General features: G+C 69.2%; 18 protein-coding genes and 1 pseudogene. 13 read left to right on the plus strand and 6 right to left on the minus strand.

Going from position 1 to position 17,468, the window contains the following annotated elements; translation table 11 throughout:
* Nucleotides 1–34 precede the first annotated feature (34 nt).
* Complete coding sequence (locus ACLBWH_RS08085) at nt 35–379, plus strand: DUF3140 domain-containing protein (RefSeq protein ID WP_447798069.1); 345 nt, start codon at nt 35–37, stop codon at nt 377–379.
* A gap of 55 nt (nt 380–434) precedes the next feature.
* Here the strand turns inward: ACLBWH_RS08085 and ACLBWH_RS08090 are convergent, their stop codons facing one another.
* Nucleotides 435–2,792, minus strand: coding sequence for a putative bifunctional diguanylate cyclase/phosphodiesterase (locus ACLBWH_RS08090; protein WP_416222397.1), 2,358 nt, complete (start codon nt 2,790–2,792; stop codon nt 435–437).
* Nucleotides 2,793–3,048: 256 nt separating this feature from the next.
* Nucleotides 3,049–4,824: a fatty acyl-AMP ligase gene (locus ACLBWH_RS08095; RefSeq protein WP_447798071.1), complete on the minus strand. Its 1,776-nt coding sequence runs from the start codon at nt 4,822–4,824 to the stop codon at nt 3,049–3,051.
* A 98-nt stretch (nt 4,825–4,922) separates the two neighbouring features.
* Between ACLBWH_RS08095 and ACLBWH_RS08100 the strand changes: the two genes are divergently transcribed.
* The 5 genes and pseudogenes from ACLBWH_RS08100 to ACLBWH_RS08120 all read left to right on the plus strand — a co-directional run.
* Nucleotides 4,923–5,453 (plus strand): regulatory protein RecX, encoded by a 531-nt coding sequence (locus tag ACLBWH_RS08100; RefSeq protein ID WP_447798072.1) that lies wholly within the window; start codon nt 4,923–4,925, stop codon nt 5,451–5,453.
* Nucleotides 5,454–5,517: 64 nt separating this feature from the next.
* Nucleotides 5,518–6,120: a cold-shock protein gene (locus ACLBWH_RS08105; RefSeq protein ID WP_447798208.1), complete on the plus strand. Its 603-nt coding sequence runs from the start codon at nt 5,518–5,520 to the stop codon at nt 6,118–6,120.
* A 4-nt stretch (nt 6,121–6,124) separates the two neighbouring features.
* Nucleotides 6,125–6,625, plus strand: a complete 501-nt coding sequence (locus ACLBWH_RS08110; RefSeq protein ID WP_447798074.1) for a DUF192 domain-containing protein — start codon at nt 6,125–6,127, stop codon at nt 6,623–6,625.
* A 110-nt stretch (nt 6,626–6,735) separates the two neighbouring features.
* On the plus strand, nt 6,736–7,131 hold the full coding sequence (locus tag ACLBWH_RS08115; RefSeq protein ID WP_447798076.1) for an NADH:ubiquinone oxidoreductase subunit NDUFA12: 396 nt from the start codon (nt 6,736–6,738) through the stop codon (nt 7,129–7,131).
* A 200-nt stretch (nt 7,132–7,331) separates the two neighbouring features.
* Nucleotides 7,332–7,565, plus strand: a pseudogene (locus ACLBWH_RS08120) (DUF2155 domain-containing protein); the annotation flags it as partial.
* 35 nt (nt 7,566–7,600) lie between these two features.
* Here the strand turns inward: ACLBWH_RS08120 and aat are convergent.
* The 4 genes from aat to ACLBWH_RS08140 all read right to left on the minus strand — a co-directional run bounded on the left by aat (nt 7,601) and on the right by ACLBWH_RS08140 (nt 10,423).
* Nucleotides 7,601–8,332: a leucyl/phenylalanyl-tRNA--protein transferase gene (aat, locus tag ACLBWH_RS08125; RefSeq protein ID WP_447798209.1), complete on the minus strand. Its 732-nt coding sequence runs from the start codon at nt 8,330–8,332 to the stop codon at nt 7,601–7,603.
* 244 nt (nt 8,333–8,576) lie between these two features.
* Nucleotides 8,577–9,182 (minus strand): glutathione S-transferase N-terminal domain-containing protein, encoded by a 606-nt coding sequence (locus ACLBWH_RS08130; protein WP_447798078.1) that lies wholly within the window; start codon nt 9,180–9,182, stop codon nt 8,577–8,579.
* A gap of 31 nt (nt 9,183–9,213) precedes the next feature.
* A complete protein-coding gene (locus ACLBWH_RS08135; protein WP_322848890.1) occupies nt 9,214–9,924 on the minus strand; it encodes a ParA family protein in 711 nt (236 codons plus the stop codon).
* Nucleotides 9,925–10,036: 112 nt separating this feature from the next.
* Nucleotides 10,037–10,423: a hypothetical protein gene (locus ACLBWH_RS08140; protein WP_447798080.1), complete on the minus strand. Its 387-nt coding sequence runs from the start codon at nt 10,421–10,423 to the stop codon at nt 10,037–10,039.
* A 157-nt stretch (nt 10,424–10,580) separates the two neighbouring features.
* On the opposite strand from ACLBWH_RS08140, the gene ACLBWH_RS08145 reads away from it, so the two are divergent.
* From ACLBWH_RS08145 to ACLBWH_RS08175, 7 genes are all read left to right on the plus strand, one after another.
* Nucleotides 10,581–11,549, plus strand: a complete 969-nt coding sequence (locus tag ACLBWH_RS08145; protein WP_447798082.1) for a cysteine synthase A — start codon at nt 10,581–10,583, stop codon at nt 11,547–11,549.
* A 123-nt stretch (nt 11,550–11,672) separates the two neighbouring features.
* Nucleotides 11,673–11,945, plus strand: coding sequence for a hypothetical protein (locus ACLBWH_RS08150; protein WP_322848893.1), 273 nt, complete (start codon nt 11,673–11,675; stop codon nt 11,943–11,945).
* A gap of 295 nt (nt 11,946–12,240) precedes the next feature.
* The gene (locus tag ACLBWH_RS08155) at nt 12,241–12,741 is read left to right on the plus strand and encodes a division/cell wall cluster transcriptional repressor MraZ (RefSeq protein ID WP_447798084.1); all 501 of its coding nucleotides are present in this window, start codon (nt 12,241–12,243) and stop codon (nt 12,739–12,741) included.
* Nucleotides 12,735–13,676, plus strand: a complete 942-nt coding sequence (gene rsmH, locus ACLBWH_RS08160; protein ID WP_416222403.1) for a 16S rRNA (cytosine(1402)-N(4))-methyltransferase RsmH — start codon at nt 12,735–12,737, stop codon at nt 13,674–13,676. The genes ACLBWH_RS08155 and rsmH overlap by 7 nt, the downstream gene beginning before the upstream one ends.
* Complete coding sequence (locus ACLBWH_RS08165) at nt 13,673–14,299, plus strand: hypothetical protein (RefSeq protein WP_322848896.1); 627 nt, start codon at nt 13,673–13,675, stop codon at nt 14,297–14,299. The genes rsmH and ACLBWH_RS08165 overlap by 4 nt, the downstream gene beginning before the upstream one ends.
* Nucleotides 14,296–16,002, plus strand: coding sequence for a peptidoglycan D,D-transpeptidase FtsI family protein (locus tag ACLBWH_RS08170; protein WP_447798086.1), 1,707 nt, complete (start codon nt 14,296–14,298; stop codon nt 16,000–16,002). Before ACLBWH_RS08165 ends, ACLBWH_RS08170 begins: the two co-directional genes overlap by 4 nt.
* Before the next feature lie 10 nt (nt 16,003–16,012).
* Nucleotides 16,013–17,428: a UDP-N-acetylmuramoyl-L-alanyl-D-glutamate--2,6-diaminopimelate ligase gene (locus ACLBWH_RS08175; protein ID WP_447798088.1), complete on the plus strand. Its 1,416-nt coding sequence runs from the start codon at nt 16,013–16,015 to the stop codon at nt 17,426–17,428.
* Nucleotides 17,429–17,468: the final 40 nt, after the last annotated feature.

Here is a 17,468-nt window from a genome sequence, read left to right on the forward strand (position 1 = left end):
CCGCGACGTTGGGCGGGACGAAGGAGAGCGGTGCATGGCGGACGATCACGCGGCGATCGCGCGGGATTTCGACGAGGCGGTCAACATGGCGCCGGCGGAACTGGAGCGCTTCCTCGACAGCGACGACAGCAAGCGCGTCGGCTGGAAGGGTGAGGATGGCGACGGCAAGGGCGAGAGCGTCGGCCACGCCTCCGGCCGCCACATCGTCGCGATCAAGCGGACCAAGAAGGCCGACCTGACCGACGCCGATTACGCGCATATGAAGAAGGTGGTCGGCTACGTGCACCGCCACCTCGCCCAGGGCGGTCCGGACGAGGACAAGCAACATAGCGACTGGCGCTATTCGCTGATGAACTGGGGGCACGACCCGATGAAATAGGCCGGCGGCGCCAGCCTCGCGTCGAGATCACGAACGAGGCTGATTGGTTACCGCCCTAAGCGGCAACATCCCTGTCCCAGCGCCGGCTCGCGACCGCGCGGGCCTCCTCGACGGGGAGGGGGCGGCCGAAATAGAAGCCCTGGACCTTGGTGCAGCCGAGGTCCTGCACCATGCGGTGCTCGGCTTCGGTCTCGACGCCCTCCGCGGTGGTCGCCATGCCGAGGCTCTGCGCGAGTGCGACGACGGCGCGGATGATCGCGATCGCTTCCTTGACGCCGCGCGAGGCACTCTGGACGAAGCTGCGGTCGATCTTGATCGACGAGAAGCGCGTGCGCGAGAGATAGCCGAGCGACGAATAGCCGGTACCGAAATCGTCGAGGCTGAGCCGCACGCCGAGGTCGAGAATGCGTTCGAGCACCTTGGTCGCGCCGAGCCCCTCATGCATGAAGACGCTCTCGGTCACTTCCAATTCGAGCCGCTCGACCGACAGGCCGCTGTCCGCCAGCGCCGAGGTGACGACGGTGACGAAGCCGGGGTTCTGCAACTGGTCGGCGGACACGTTGACCGCGACGCGGATGTGCGACGGCCAGCGTGCGGCCTCGGCGCAGGCGGTGCGCAGGACCCATTCGCCGATCGGCTGGATCAATCGCGCCTCTTCGGCGAGCGGGATGAACTTGGTGGGCGAGACGTCGCCGAACTGCGGGCTGTGCCAGCGCAACAGCGCTTCGAACCCGGTGAGGCCCCCGGTCGCGGCGTCGACCACCGGCTGATAATGGAGGTGCATCTCGCCGCGTTCGAGTGCCTGGCGCAGCGCCATTTCGAGCACGCGGCGTTCCTCCGCCTGGACGTGCAGCTCGGGCTCGTAGGCGTGATAGACGCCGCGGCCGGCATCCTTGGCGCGGTAGAGCGCGAGATCGGCGGAGCGGATCAGCATCTCCGCGGTGCGGCCGTCGCGCGGGCCGATCGCGAGGCCGACCGAGGCGCCGATGTAGAGCGTGTTGGCGTCGACCTCATAGGGGCGCGACAGCGTCTCGATGATCCGCTGCGCCAGCGCCTCGACCGCGCTGCTGTTGGTCGCGTCGCGCATCACCACCGCGAATTCGTCGCCGCCGAGCCGGCCGCAGGTCTCGTTGTCGCCCATCAGCTGGCCGAGTCGTTCGGCGACGCGGCTGAGCAGACGGTCGCCGATCGGATGGCCGAGCGTGTCGTTGACCGCCTTGAACCGGTCGAGATCAATCATCATGAACGCGCAGCGGCCGCCCCATTTGTCCGCCTCCGCCATCGCGCGCGCCAGCGTCTCGTTGACCATCAGGCGGTTGGGCAGGCCGGTGAGCGTGTCGAAGCGCGCCATCCGGTTGATCTTGTCGTCCGACGCGCGCTGCTCGGTGACGTCCGAACCGACGCCGCGGAAGCCGCAGAACGAGCCGTTTTCGTCGAACCGCGGGCTGGCGGCGAGCTCCCACCACCGTTCCTCGCCGTCGACGGTCAGCGACAACCGCAGATCGCGGAAGCTGTCGCGCGTCTTCAATTTGTCGGCGAGGTTGCGCAGGCCGGGGGTGAAGTCGCCGGTGTCCCAGGTCGATCCGGCGAGCACCTGGAGAAAGGGCATCCCCTCGATGGTAAGCGGATCGAGCCGACAGGCGTAGGCGAAGCGGGGCGAGGCCTTGACGATGCGGCGGGCGGCGTCGGTTTCCCACAGCCAGTCGGCGCTGGTCTCCTCGAACTCGCGCAGCAGCAGGCTGACCGTCTCGTCGCGTTCCGCCAGCGCGATCTGGCTGGCGCGGATCACCACCAGCGAGCGGGCGCGGTTGAGGCACACGATGATCAGCATCACGGTGAAGATCGACGTCGCGCAGGCCGCGGCATAGCTGCCGATCGTCACCAGCTTGACCGTCACCGACAGGCCGAGGCCGCCGACGAAGGCGATCGTGGCGAGCGCCAGCGGCGCCATCGCGACCGCGCCGGCGGTCATCAGCACCGAAAGGATCATCCACAGCACATAGGCGCTGTTGGAGCCGGGATGCGTGTTGAAGACGAGGCAGGGGATCGACCAGGCGACGGCGAGGGCGACGCCCTCGATCGCGGTCGCGCGCAGATCGGCCTGCGTGGCATAGCCGCCATCGCGGTGACGCGTGCTGAGCCGGCGCGTCGCGACGGTGACCGCGACCGCCGCGACCAGCATCGCCCACCCGCCGAGCCACCACGCCGACACCTGCGTCGCGAACAGCGACACGGTGGTCGCCGCGCCGACCAGATTGGCGCAGAGCAGCAGCAGGGCGAGCTGGCGGCCGGCATCCAATTGGGTCGAGCGGATCCGCGCCCAATGCGCGGCGTCGTCGCCGTCGCGAAACCCCAGCAGCTGAGAAAAGCGGATCGCGCCGGGATCCGAGGCAGGCGTGGTTTCTTGGTTCACCCGCGGGGGGTTAACCCGTCAAAGTTGACGGAGTGTTAGAACCGGATCGAGATTTCATCCGAAATGCCAGTAACTTCGCCGAATTGGTTGATCGTTTTCGAATGTGGGGACTGCAATGGGGCTTCGTCGTATCCTCCCCCTTGCGGGGGCGGAATAGGGGGAGTGCATCTAGTCCTCCCCCGCCAGGGGGAGGTGGCAGCGCGGAGCGCTGACGGAGGGGGAGGACAGGGCGATAGCCCCGTTATGGGAAACCCCGTTACGCCGCGATCGCGTAGGGCTTGATGTCCCCGCTCAGGTACAGGTTGCGTGCCTTGGCGCGCGACAGCTTGCCCGAGCTGGTGCGCGGCAGTGTGCGCGGCGGGATCAGCTCGATCACGCAATTCATGCCGGTCACCGAACGGACGCGCTCGCGGATCTCCTCGCGCAGCCGCTGGCGCTCGGCCTCGTCGCTGCTGCGGCACTGGACGAGCACCGCCGGCGTCTCCTCGCCGCCCGGCGTGGTGATCGCGAAGGCGGCGATGTCGCCCGCCTTGAAGCCGGGAAGCTGCTCGACCGCCCATTCGATGTCCTGCGGCCAATGATTCTTGCCGTTGACGATGATCATGTCCTTGGCGCGGCCGACGATGTAGATGTAGCCGTTCGACATATAGGCCATGTCGCCGGTGTCGAGCCAGCCGTCGGTCATGCACGCCTCGGTCGCCGCGGGATCGCGGAAATAGCCGACCATCACGCTCGGCCCCTTGCACCAGAGCTTGCCGATCGCGCCGTCGGGCAGGGGGGTGCCGTCCTCCTCGCGGATCTCGACGGTCATGTCGCGCACCGGCTTGCCGCAATTGACGATCGCGCGGAAGCGCTGCGGGCGCGGTCCGTCGTTGGCGGCGAGCGAATCGCCGCCGCCCGACAATTGCGTCTCCTCGACCAGCTCGACGCGGATGCCCTCGCCCGGCGGCATCAGCGATACCGCCAGCGTCGCCTCGGCGAGGCCGTAGCTCGGCAGGAAGGCGCTGGCCTTGAAGCCGGCGTCGGCGAAGGCGTCGACGAACGCCTGCATCACGTCGGGGCGGATCATGTCGGCGCCGTTGCCGGCGATCCGCCAGCGCGACAGGTCGAAACGCTGCGACGCCTTGGTCTGCGACGACATGCGCCGCGCGCAGATGTCGTAACCGAAGGTCGGCGAATAGCTCAGCGTCGTGCCGTCGTGGCGGCTGATCAGGTCGAGCCAGGCGAGCGGGCGGCGGGCGAAATCCTCGGTCTTGAGGTAATCGGTCGAGACCTGGTTGGCGATCGGCGACAGGAAGCAGCCGACGAGGCCCATGTCGTGATACCAAGGCAGCCAGCTCACGCAGCGATCGGTGCCGTCGGGTGCGATCTCCATGCCGTGGCTGTGCGCGGCGAGATTGTTGAGCAGCGCATGATGCGTGATCGCGACGCCGTGCGGGAAGCGCGTCGAACCGCTGGAATATTGCAGATAGGCGATCGCCTGCCCGTCCGCCTGCGGCAGCGGTGCCTCGACCGCCGGACGCGCCGCGAAGTCGGACCAGTCGAGCCCCTCGGTCCCGGCGAGCCGTGCCGCCTCCGCCGCCATCGCCGCAAGCTCCGGCGGGAAGATCAGCATCTTGGGCTCGCAGCTCGCCAGCTGGACGCGGAGCTGTTCGATATAGGAATCGCGCCCGCCGAACGAGGTGGGCAGCGGCAGCGGCACCGGCCAGGCGCCGGCGTAGACCGCACCGAAGAACAAAGCGGCGAATTCCGGCCCGGTCTCGGCGACCAGCGCGATCCGGTCCTCGGGCTGCACCCCGGCGGCGATCAGGCGATAGGCCATCGCGATCGCATCGTCGCGCAACTCGGCGAAGGGATAGGCACGGGCGAGCGCGCCGCGGGCATCGTGGAAATTGAGGCCGCGCACGCCCGAGGCGGCGTAATCCAGCGCGTCGCCGAGCGTGGCGAAGTCGGCATAGCGACGGGGCAGTTCGTCGAGCGTCGGCGTGGCCGCCATCTGGGGCGTCGGCGAGGGCGCGGACTGCTCGGTCATCACAAAATCCTGTTCACTCGCCGCGGGGCGAAACCATCTTCACTGTGCGCTATAACGCGCGATCATCGTTCTAAATCGAGCGCCACTGTGGCAACAACATGGCCATGAGGCAGGAACGGCGTACTCTTCCCCCGCTCGATGTCGCCGCTTTGGAGCGGATGGCGCTGCGCTACGTCGAACGCTTCGCGACGACGCGCGGCAAATTGGCCGATTATCTCCGCCGCAAGATCCGCGAGCGCGGCTGGGATGGCGAGGCCGCCGACCCGCAGGCGCTGGCGCAGCGGATGGCCGATCTCGGCTATGTCGACGACCGGCTGTACGCGGAGAGCAAGGCGGCGGCGCTGACCCGGCGCGGGCTCGGTGCGCGGCGGGTGACGATGGCGCTGCGCCACGCCCATGTCGGCGAGGCGGATACCGAGGATTTGGCGCCGGCGATCCACGAACAGGCCGTGGCGGCGGCGCTGACTTTCGCGCGTCGCAAGCGGATCGGACCGTTCGGGCCGCCCAGCGACGATCGCGCGGTTCGCGACAAGCAACTCGCCGCGCTGCTCCGTGCGGGACATGCAATGGATTTGTCGCGCCGGATTGTCGCAGCGCGGGACGAAAGCGAGATCGGAGAAATCGGGTAAACGTCCCTTTCGCAATTGCAGCAGCGATGAACCGTGCTAGCGTAGCGTCCATAGGGGTGCAGTGATGCGTAGCGAGCCGCAACGGGAGGGCGACGAGCGCGACGACGGGGGGATACCCGGCGCGCGTGCTGGTCTGCAAGCCGCGACGAATGAAGGCGAGGCGGCGATCGCCATCGCCGGCGTAATCAAATGGTTCGACGTCACGCGCGGCTTCGGCTTTGCGGTCGCCGACGACCGGTCGCTGGGCGACGTGCTGATCCACTTTTCCGTCCTGCAACCATACGGCCGCCGCAGCCTGCCCGAGGGCGCGCGGGTCGAGACGCTCGCGGTGCAGCGCGGCCGCGGCTATCAGGCGCGCGAGGTGATCGCGATCGATCTGTCGAACGCCGTCGAGGATGCGCCGCGCGCGCCGCGCGCCGCCGATCGGGTCGATCCGGTCACGCTGATCGACGAGGCGGGTCCGTTCGAGGGCGCGGCGGTCAAATGGTTCAACCGGCTGAAGGGCTACGGCTTCCTGGTGCGCGACAGCGACGGTAGCGACGTGTTCGTCCATATGGAGACGCTGCGCCGCGCCGGCATCGCGGCGATCGAGCCCGAACAGCGGCTGCGCGCGCGCATCGTCGCCGGCCGCAAGGGGCCGCTCGCGGTCACCGTGGAGGAGGGGTGAGCGCGTGATCGGATCGAAGGCGATGCTGGCGATCGTCGCGGTGCTGGGGCTCGGCGCGGGCGGCGTGGCGATCCAGCAGGGGGTGTTCACCCGCACGCAGCCGACCGACGCGGCGGCGAAAGCGGTGCTGCCGGTGACGATCGCCAGCAGCAACGGCGCACACGTCTTCCGGGTCGAGCGGGCGACGACGGCGGCCGAGCAGGCGCGCGGGTTGATGTACCGGACCGAACTAAAACCCGATGGCGGCATGCTCTTCTCGCCCTATCCGGCCGAGGGGGGCGGCCCGCGCGAGGCGAACTTCTGGATGAAGAACACGCCGACGCCGCTCGACATCCTGTTCATCCGCGCCGACGGCACGATCGCGACGATCGCCGAGAATACCGTGCCCTTCTCCGAAACCCCGGTGCCCTCGCGCGAACCGGTCGCCGCGGTGCTCGAACTGGTCGGTGGCCGCGCCGCGGACCTCGGCATCGCCGAGGGCGACAGGGTGACCTGGGCGAAGTGAGCGCTGCGCCCCTCGACACCCTGGGGTAGCTCGACACGGAGACGCTACGCGGAGCGGAATACGATCCCCGGTTGAAGGCCGCCGCCGCAGCGGGTAAGCGCAGGCGCATCATGGGCATCAACCTCAATCCCTTCACCTGGTGGAACGGCGCATCCTGGGGCACGATGCTCTACGGCTTGCGCGGCATGGCGCAGGTCGGCACCGATTCGCTCGGCAACGTCTATTATCAGGGGGGCAAGGACGGCAGCGGCCGCGTCCGCCGCTGGGTGATCTACGAGGGCGCCAACGACGCCAGCCGCGTACCGCCCGAATGGTTCAGCTGGCTGCACCATCAGATCGACGACGTGCCCGATCGCGCGCTGCCCGCGCCGCGGCCGTGGCAGAAGCCGGCGCTGCCCAACATGACCGGCACGCCGCTCGCTTATCGCCCGTCGGGCGCGATGGAGAAGGGCGGCAAGCGCGCCGCCGCGACCGGCGACTACGAAGCCTGGACGCCCGAAGGGTGACGCGACGCTGGCTCGCCGCCGGCGTCCTGCTGGTGGTGCTGGGGCTGGCCGCGGTGTTCGGCTATCGCGCGTGGCAGCGGTCGGACGAATCCGGCCGCGCCGTCGCCGTGCAGGATTTCGCGCCGAGCGAGGCCAACCCGAGCGAAGGCATCGAGACCGTCGCGACCACCGACGTCGCGTTGCCGACCGGCGGTACGCCGATGGCGCAGCGGGTGGCGCTGGTCGGCCTGCTCAACAAGCGCAACGGCGTCAGCCGCGACCTGACGCTGCGGCCCGGGCAGGCGGTGCGGGTCGGCGATGCGATCGTACGGCTGCGCGCCTGCGAACATACCGCGCCCTGGGAACAGGATCAGCTCACCGGTGCGTTCGTGCAGCTCGACGTGCGCGGCAGCGACCGGCATTGGCGGCGTGCGTTCTCGGGCTGGCTGTACAAGGAACGGCCGTCGCTCAACGTCGTCCAGCACCCGGTCTACGACGTCTGGACCAAGAGCTGCACGATGTCGTGGCCGGCGACCGGCCCGGAGACGACGTCGCTGTCCGGCGGGGAGGCGGCGGGCAACCGGTCGAGCGCGAAGAAGTCGCCGGCGGCCGACGATGCCGATGCCACCCCCGACGAACCGATCGTCCCGTCCAGCGCCCCGGCGAGCAACGCGCAATAATCCTTCCGATCGATCTCCACCGCGCCCAGCGAGGCGAGGTGCGAGGTCTGGAACTGGCAGTCGAGCAGGGTGAAGCCGCCGACCTTGAGCCGCGCGACCAGCCAGGCGAGCGCGACCTTGGACGCGTCGGTACGGCGGCTGACCATCGATTCGCCGAAGAAGGCGCGGCCGAGCGCCAGACCGTAGAGGCCGCCGACCAGCTCGTCGCCCTCCCAGCATTCGATCGCATGCGCGAAGCCCATGCGGTGCAGCGTGACGAAGGCCCGTTCGATGCCGCTGTTGATCCACGTCTCCGGGCGATCCTCGGCGCTCTCCGCGCAAAGCTGGATCATCCGTTCGAAGGCGGTGTCGGCGGTGACGCGGAACCGGTCGCGCGCGATCGTCTTGCGCAGCGATCGCGAGACGCGAAAGCCGTCGATCGGCAGGATCGCGCGGCTGCGCGGCTCTACCCAATAGACGCTGTCGGCATGGCGATCATCCGCCATCGGGAAGACGCCGACGGCATAGGCGCCGAGCACGGTTCGCGGATCGAGTGTCTCCATCATCGCCGAGGTGGCGCAGGCGATACGGTGACGCAAGTGGGGGTGGGTCAAGGTCGGAACGACGTTCAGACTTCCGGAGTAAATTCCTCCCCCGCCAGGGGGAGGTGGCATGCCGCAGGCATGACGGAGGGGGAGGACACGCAACGCCAGACGTCGCTTACCTCCCCCTCCGTCACGGCTTCGCCGCGCCACCTCCCCCTGGCGGGGGAGGAATTTCCTCGAAAACCCTGAACGCCGATGCAGCCTAGTCCAGCGGCAGCGCCGCGAACTCCGCCGTCGCCTCGGCACGGGCGGAGAGAGCGGCGAGTGCCGGATAGCGCGCCGGGGGCGCGACGTCGGGCAGCTTGCTGCCGGTGAAGCGCCAGGCGACCGCCGCGGTGATGTCCGCCTGCATCAGCCGCCCGGTGGAGGCCACGCCGGCACAGGCCGTTTCGAGCAGGTCGTAGGCCGCCAGCAATTGCCCCTGCACGCGGTCGAGCCATGGCTGGTGCTGCTTTTCCACCGGCCGCAGGTTGGTCTCGTAGACGATCTGCACCGTCTTCTCGCAGGCGGCGAGCGCCAGCCCGATCGCCCGCTGCGATGCGAGGAAGGCGGCGGGATCGTCCGGCAGCAGGCGGCGCTCCGCCGGTACGATCCGCTCGAGATAGTCGAGGATCAGCGTCGAATCGATCAGTACGGTGCCGTCGTCCGTGACCAACGTCGGCGCCTTGACGATCGGGTTGACCGCACCGAACGCATCGAAATCGCGGAAAACCGACAACGGTTCATGCGCGAACGCCAGGCCCATCGCCTTCATCGAGATCGCCACCCGGCGGACATAGGGCGAATCGAGCATGCCGATCAGACGCATGGGCAATCCTTCTGACGGGAAGATATCGGGCTTATTTGGCGAGCCGGCTCTCGATCGTCGTCCACAATCTGGCGAACGCCGCCGCCGCGGCGGACCGCGGCGCATAGGTGGCGACGGGGGCGCGATGCTCGGCCATCGCCTCGACCGCGCTCGCCATCGGGATCGCCGGCCAGTCGGGGTGGGCGGCGAGCGCGTCGGCGTGGAGACGGCGGCGGCGGTCGACCATCATATGCACCGGCAGCACCGGCACCTTGCCGCCCAGATGGCGCACCACCTCGTCATGCGCGCGCTGCGCGAAGGGCGAGGGGATCACCGGCAGCACGATAAGGTCGGCGGCGCGGATCACCTGTTCGCTGGTCTCGGTTAGGCCGGGCGGGCAATCGAGCAGGACATGGTCGTAATCGCCGATCTGCTCGATCAACCGGTCGAGCCGGCGGCGCTTGCCGATGTCGTGCAGCACCAGATCGAGCGTGCGCAGCGAATCGTCCGCGGCGATCAGGTCGAGCAGCGGAATGTCGGTCGCGCGGGTATGCGCCGCGGGCTTGGCATCCTTGGTGAACAAGGCGCGCGCCTGGTCGCCCACCGGCGTGCGCCCGAGCACCCAGCTGCTCGCCGCCTGCGGATCGAGATCCCACAGGATGGTGCGTCGCTTCGACAGGACGGCGCTGCTGTAGGAAAGGTTGACCGACAGCGTGGTCTTCCCCACGCCGCCCTTCGAACTGTAGATCGCGATCGTCGCCATGGCAGCGGCGTACCGGAATGGACCTATCCGGGCAACGTCCGATCGCGCCCGCCCACGCAAAAGGGCCGGCGGATCGCTCCACCGGCCCGGAAACGTGGTGCGGTGCCGCAGCTTACGACTTGCAGCTCTGCGACGGCTTGCCCGGCTGGGTGACGGTGATCGTCTTGGGGTCGCCGGTCAGCTTCCAGCCACCCTCGGCGACCAGCGGATCGCCCGTCTTCTCCGCGGTCAGGCGGTTGATGGTGCCGGTCTGCGAGGTCTTCACCAGCGCGAGCTTGTCGCCTTCGAACAGGGTGACGTACAGCAGGCTGTTGTCCTTGCAGCGGAACGTCTTTTCCGCCTTGATCGCCGGCGGCAGTTCGACCGGACCTCGGTTGGCGAGGGCGTTGGCCATCGGATCGGGGTTGGAATCGAGCACCTCGGCCGAGTTCGGCTTGGAGTTGCAGGCCGCCAGCGCGAGCAGCGCGGCGGTGGCGGAGAGGAGGAGGGGGCTCTTCATAGCGGCGCGACGCTTCGCGCATGCAGCAAGGAGCGTCAAGCAGGATGACTGACGTATGTGAGCTAGCTCGGGAAAATGCGACGGATGCCGCCGCGCTTGGCCGCCGCCAAGCTTAGCTTCGCTTGCCGCCGGCTGCGCCACGCGCCATTTAGCGGCGATGCATACCACGCCCGACACGCTGGCCCTGATCGGCAACACCCCCCTCGTCCGTCTGAAGGGGCCGAGCGAGGCGACCGGGTGCGACATCTTCGGCAAGTGCGAATTCACCAACCCCGGCGCGTCGGTCAAGGACCGCGCCGCGCTCGGCATCGTCGAGGATGCGGAGGCGCGCGGCGTGCTCCATCCCGGCGGCACGATCGTCGAGGGGACCGCGGGCAATACCGGCATCGGGCTCGCCCTGGTCGCCAATGCGAAGGGCTATCGGACGATCATCGTCATGCCCGAAACGCAGAGCCGCGAGAAGATGGACACGCTGCGCGCGCTGGGCGCCGAACTGGTGCTGGTGCCCGCAGCGCCCTACGCCAGCCCCTATCATTTCGTGCACACCTCGCGCCGGATCGCCGAGGAGCGCGACAATGCCCTTTGGGCGAACCAGTTCGACAATGTCGCCAACCGCCGCGCGCATATCGTCGGCACCGCCGAGGAGATCTGGCAGCAGATGGAGGGGCGGATCCATGGCTTCACCTGCGCGGCGGGGACCGGCGGCACGATCGCCGGCGTCGGGCTGGGGCTGAAGGCCAAGGACGAGAGCATCTGCATCGCGCTCAGCGATCCGCATGGCGCGGCGCTCTACGATTATTACGCGCACGGCGAATTGTGCGCCGAGGGCAGTTCGGTCGCCGAGGGAATTGGGCAGGGGCGGATCACTGCCAATCTGGAGGGCGCGCCGATCGACACGCAGTTCCGCATCTCCGATCAGGAGGGCTATCGCTGGGTACGGCGGCTGCTCGACGAGGAGGGGCTGTGCCTCGGCCTGTCGTCGGGGATCAACGTCGCCGGCGCGGTGCGGCTCGCCGAGCATCTCGGGCCGGGCAAGCGGATCGCGACGATCCTGTGCGATACCGGCTTCCGCTATCTGTCGTCGCTCTACGACCCCGCATGGCGTGCGGCCAAGGGGCTGGAATAGGAGCGGAAGCCGTCGCTACCTACCCGCCGGGGATGGGGCAGGGACCACCCTTCGGACCCGCGCAAACCGCTTGTTCGACAAAGCGATGACGAACCGTTACAGATGCACGGCAAGATGAGAGCCGTGCGCGATACCCAGCAGACGATGCAACGGATCAAGGTCGGCGTGATCGGCCTGGTCGCCGTGGTGCTGCTCATCGCCGTGGCCAGCGCGATTCTCGGTTCGGCGACGCGCGAGCGGCCGATCGCCGCCGCCGGATCGGCGCAGGCCGATGTCGTCGCCAACATCGCGATGACCAATGCCGGCGCCGCCGCGGCGGCGGCGGGCGCATCGGGCGAACCGCTCGCCGAATTGGGCGTCGCCCCCTCCACCAGCAACAGCCAGGCGCCGCGCTGATGCTTCGCCGGGGAAATCCGGGGATTTCGGCTAAGCAGCTGAATAGATGCACTTTAATGCCTTCGAGCAAGGCTGCGTCGCGTGGCGCGCGGAGCGAGCGCCCACCCGGCTAGGACGAACGGGGGCCATTTCCCCGCTTTTCCCCAAAAATCCCGTTGCGTCCCCGGGGTGCTGTTGATACCAACAGCGTCAACGGGGCAGGCATCACCGGTTGCGTTCATCGCAACAGGCCGAAGGGCGACGACGGGTCGTTTTTCGGAACGGTGAGCCGTGCGCGTCAGGGTGCGAGACGGCAGTGTCGGAAAGGGGCGATTATCAGGGAAGCGGACTTGCTCTTGTCGACGACAAGGGTCGCGTCGCCATCCCCAATGCGCTCCGCTCGACCTTGGCCGAGAATGCACCGCGCGCCGACGGCAAGGACGGCGGCACGGTCATCATCGCCGCGCACGAAGACCAGCCCTGCCTGATCGCCTACGATCCTGCCTATCTCGCCGAGCTCAAGCGCGAGCTCAACGAGCGGGTCGCGCTGTCGCGCGGCCCCGACGGCAAGATCGACCACAATATCAAGCGCGGCGGAGCCAATGGCGAAGCCGTGCCGTTCGACGGATCGGGGCGCTTCATCATGCCGGGTTTTCCCCGTTTCTATGCCGGTATCGGGGCGCACGCCTTCTTCTGGGGGACGCTCGACTATATCGAGATCTGGGATCCCAAGACCTTGCTGTCGACGCCCAACATCGCGCCGCAGATGGTCGCCGCCTGCCGCTATTATTGCCAGGACAAGGGCATAGCATTGTGAGCGACGCCCCGCACATTCCCGTGCTGCTCGACGAGGTCGTCGCCGCGCTCGCCCCCGCCCCGGGCGAGCGGATCGTCGATGCGACCTTCGGCGCCGGCGGCTATACGCGTGCGATCCTCGCCACCGGTGCGCAGGTCATCGCCTTCGATCGCGATCCCGATGCGATCGCCGCGGGCCGTGCCGCGGACATCCCCGGCCTCACGTTGGTGCACAGCGACTTCTCGGCGCTGGAGGCCGCGCTCGACGCGCCCGTCGACGGGCTCACGATGGATATCGGCGTCTCGTCGATGCAGCTCGATCAGGCCGAGCGTGGCTTCTCCTTCCAGTCGGACGGGCCGCTCGACATGCGGATGAGCCAGGAGGGGGCGAGCGCCGCCGACTTCCTCAACACCGCCGACGAGGAGGCGATCGCCGACATCCTCTATCATTATGGCGACGAGCCCAAGTCGCGCCGCGTCGCGCGCGCGATCGTCGCGGCGCGCCCGCTTACCCGCACCGCGGAACTGGCGCATGTCGTGCGCCGGGCGCTCGGCCATCGCCCGCACGACAAGAAGGACCCGGCGACGCGCACCTTCCAGGCGATTCGCATCCACGTGAACCGCGAGCTGGGCGAACTCGCCGACGGCCTCGCCGCCGCCGAGCGCGTTTTGAAGCCGGGCGGTCGCTTGGCGATCGTCACCTTCCACAGTCTGGAGGATCGGCTGGTCAAGCGCTTCCTGCGCGACCGGTCGGGCAATGCGCCGGGCGGCTCGCGGCATCTGCCGCAGGCCGAGGCGGGCATCGCCCCGAGTTTCGAAGCCGTCGGCCGCGCGGTGCGCGCCGGCGAGGCCGAGGTCGCGCGCAATCCCCGCGCGCGCTCGGCGACGTTGCGGACCGCCCGGCGAACGGCGGCGCCCGCTTGGGGCAATGGCAATCTGGCGGAGGTGACATCATGACGGCGGCGTATCGGTTCAAGGGGATCGGGTGGTTCGGTGGCTGCGTTGCCATCGTCCTCGGTTTCTACCTGGTGTCGCTGCAGGTCGCGGCGGAGCGCAAGAAGCTCGAGACGATGGATCGCAAGATCGATTCGGCGCAGCGCGACATCCGCGCGCTGGAGACCGAGTTCGAGACGCGCGCCAACCTCGCCCAGCTCGAAAAGTGGAACGGTGAGACGCTGGCGCTCGCCGCGCCGGTCGCCGGGCAGTTCGTCACCGACGAGGGCGCGCTCGCCAGCCTCGACGTCAATCAGGTCGGCGTGACGGCGCCGGGCACCAAGATGGCCGCGCTCGTCGTGCCGTCGCTCGCCACCGTCAACGTCGCCGCCCCCGCCGCCACGCCCGCGCCCGCCGTCGTCCAGGTCGCCGCCGCGCTGCCGACCGCCAAGCGCGCCGTGATCAAGGTCGCCGCGATCGAGAAGAGCGCGCCGATGCTCGCCAAGCTCAACGAGGCGGCGCGCGCCAAGGTCGCGGTCGCCAAGGTCCGGCCGCAGGCGGTGGCGATGCTCGACAAGAAGCTGCTCTCCGACACGACGCTCGGCGATATCCTCAGCAGCGCGCGCGCGGAGGCCCGCAAGCGTTGACCGTCATCGTCGCCCGGCCCGCACAGCAGCGGCGCAACGCCACCCAGCGCCACGCGCTGGTGGCGACGTCGCATATGCGGCTGATGATGCTGCTGATGCTGTTCGCCGCGGCGGTGACGTTGGTCATCGGCCGGCTGGCGATGCTCGGCATCATGTCGGGGGGCGAGGCGGAGGCGCGCGTCGCCGCACTGGCCGCGCGCGGCGACATCGTCGACCGCAACGGCGCGCCGCTCGCGCGGACGATCGATGCATGGACGATCGCGGTCCACCCCAAGCAGATCATCGGCGACAAGATGGAGATCGCCAGCCGGCTCGCCGCACTGATGCCCGATCGCGGCGATCAGGCATGGTTCTACGGCCAGCTCACCCGCCCGATCAGCTTCGTCTACCTCCAGCGCCGCGCCAGCCCCGCGCTGGTCGAGCAGGTCAATGCGATCGGCGAGCCGGCCTTGGTCTTCGCGCGCGAGACGCAGCGGCTCTATCCGCAATCGACGATGGCGAGCCACGCGCTCGGCTTCCTGTCGACCGACGGCCACGGCATGAGCGGCATGGAGCGCGTGCTCGACGAGCGGCTGCTCGACCCCACCAAGGCGGGCCAGCCGGTCGCGCTGTCGCTCGACGTGCGCGTGCAGGCGGCGATGGAAAGCGAACTCAGCCGCGCGATGAACACCTTCTCCGCGCGCGGCGCCGGCGGCATCGTCCTCGACGTCGCCACCGGCGAGGTGATCGCGATGGTGTCGCTGCCGACCTTCAACCCCAATCGCGTCGGCATGGCGGGCTCGGAAGAGCTGCGCAACATCACGACGCAGAGCGTGTTCGAGCTCGGCTCGACCTTCAAGCCGATCACCGTCGCGACCGCGATCGATACCGGCACGGTGACGCTCAACCGCAAGTTCGACGCGACGCATCCGCTGAAGGTCGGCGGCTTCACCATCCATGACGAGCGCGGCGATCCGCAGCGCTGGCTGTCGATGCCGGAAACGCTGATCTATTCGTCCAACATCGCCACCGCGCGGATCGCCGACGAGGTCGGGCCGCAGAAGATGCAGGCGATGTTCCGCAAATTGGGCTTCGACACCAAGCCCGACATCGAGCTGCGCGAGAAGGGCCGGCCGCTGATGCCGACCTATTGGGCGCGCACGACGACGATGACCACCGCCTACGGCCACGGCATCGCGGTAACGCCGCTGCATCTCGCCAGCGCCTATGCCGCACTGGTCAACGGCGGCATCTGGCGGCCGGCGACGCTGATGAAGGTCGATCCGGGCAAGGCGCCGGTCGGCCGCCGCGTGATCAGCGAGCAGACCAGCGCGCGGATGCGCCAGATGTTGCGGCTGATCGTGCTGCGCGGCACGGGGCGCAAGGGCGAGGCGCCGGGCTATCGCGTCGGCGGCAAGACCGGCACCGCCGAGGCGGCGGTCGCGGGCGGCTACGACCATTCGCGCAACGTCGCGACCTTCGCGGCGGCTTTCCCGATGGACGCGCCGCGCTATGTCGTGCTGGCGATGCTCGATTCGCCGCTCGGTACGAAGGAGACCTCCGGTTGGAAGACTGCCGCCTGGAACGCCGCGCCCGTCGTCGGGCGCACGATCTCGCGCGTCGGCGCGATGCTCGGCGTGGTGCCCGACGAGCGGCACGACCTCGACGTGTCGGAAATGATGCCGCTGATCTGGCAGGACCCCAAGCGGGCCACCGGCAATTGAGGAGCGCGCGATGAGACTGGGCGCACTCACCGGCGGCGGCGAGGATGCGGTCGTCACCGGTTTCGCGATCGATCACCGCAAGGTCGCACCCGGCACGATCTTCGGCGCCTTCCAGGGCGCGCGCGTCAACGGCGAGGATTATATCGCGGAGGCGGTCCGCTCGGGCGCGATCGCGGTGGTGACGCGGCCGGGCGTGCCGGTCGAGGGTGCCGTCGCGATCGTCGACGACAATCCGCGCGAACGGTTCGCGCGCGCCGCGGCGACCTTCTTCGCGCCGTTTCCGGAGGTCGCGGTCGCGGTGACCGGCACCAACGGCAAGACCTCGACCGTCGAGATGACGCGGCAGCTCTGGCGGATGGCGGGCGCGCATGCCGCCTCGATCGGCACGCTCGGCGTCACCACCGCCGACGAGCGGGTGACCACCGGGCTGACCACGCCCGACGTCGTCACCTTCCTGTCCAACGTCGCCGGGCTCGCGCGCGAGGGGATCACGCACGTCGCGTTCGAAGCGTCGAGCCACGGCCTCGTCCAATATCGCACCGAAGGGCTGACCGTCGCCGCCGCGGCCTTCACCAACCTCAGCCGCGATCATCTCGATTACCACGGCGACATGGGCGCCTATCTCACCGCCAAGCTGCGTTTGTTCTCCGAGGTGCTGAGCCCCGAGGGGACCGCGGTGGTCTGGGCGGACGACGTCCACGCCGCGCGGGTGATCGACCTCGCCCAAGCCCGCGGCAACCGGTTGGTGACGGTCGGCGAGCGCGGCGCGACGCTGCGGCTCGTGGGGCGCGATCCGACCTTGCTGGGGCAGGGGCTGACGATCGAGGCGGAGGGGCAGACGCACCGCGTCACGCTGCCGCTGATCGGCGGCTATCAGGCGGCGAATGCGCTCGTCGCGGCGGGCCTCGTCATCGCGACCGGCGGCGACGTCGCGCGGACGATCGCCGATCTCGCGCGGCTGCAACCCGTCCGCGGCCGGCTGGAGCGCGCGGCGATCGCGCGCAGCGGCGCGCCGGTCTACGTCGATTACGCGCATACCCCCGATGCGCTGGAGGCGGCGATCGCCGCGCTCAAGCCGCATGCCGGCGGCCGGTTGATCGTCGTGTTCGGCGCCGGCGGCGACCGCGACCCCGGCAAGCGCGAGACGATGGGGCAGGTCGCGCAGATGCAGGCCGACCTCGCCATCGTCACCGACGACAACCCCCGTACCGAGGACCCCGCCGCGATCCGCGCCGCGATCCTGAAGGGCGCGACCAACGCCCGCGAGATCGGCGACCGCCGCGAGGCGATCGCCGCGGCGGTGCGTGAGGCGGGGCCGCAGGACATCGTGCTGATCGCCGGCAAGGGCCACGAGCAAGGCCAGATCGTCGGCGACATGGAACTGCCCTTCGACGACGTCACCGTCGCGCGGGAGTATGCCGCGTGAGCCGCCGTCAAATCCTCCCCGGTACGGGGAGGGGGACCAT

The sequence above is a fragment of the Sphingomonas sp. M6A6_1c genome, assembly GCF_053345135.1.